Origin of the sequence: Streptomyces katrae, assembly GCF_000966975.1 — a bacterium.
In the GTDB taxonomy this organism is placed as follows: Bacteria; Actinomycetota; Actinomycetes; order Streptomycetales; family Streptomycetaceae; genus Streptomyces; species Streptomyces katrae.
Genome location: NZ_JZWV01000636.1, coordinates 1 through 292 on the forward strand (window position 1 = coordinate 1; position 292 = coordinate 292).

1 pseudogene is annotated in these 292 nt (G+C 78.8%); it reads right to left on the reverse strand.

Going from position 1 to position 292, the window contains the following annotated elements:
* Positions 1–253 (reverse strand): annotated as a pseudogene (locus VR44_RS22710) (AraC family transcriptional regulator); the annotation flags it as partial.
* Between the last annotated feature and the right edge of the window lie 39 nt (positions 254–292).

Below are 292 nucleotides of genomic sequence, written 5' to 3' on the forward strand. Positions count from 1 at the left end.
GCGGGGGGCGGACGTCCAGCCGCGTGCCGCCGGAAGCGGTGACGCGGCGGCGGGGCGAGAGGACCGACACCCGGTATCCGGGGGCGTCGGGTCCGGCGACGTGCCCGGCCATCGTCAGCAGGTCGGGGACGCCGAACACTTCGGACGCGAAGCAGCCCGGGTACGCCAGGACCCCGACGCGCAGCGCGTCCGGTCCGGCGCCCTCCCCCTCGGTCCGCCGCGCCGCCTCCGCCGTTCGCCCCTCCTCCGCCATTCCCCCCGCCCCCTGCCGTCGTACGCGATCCCTGCGGGC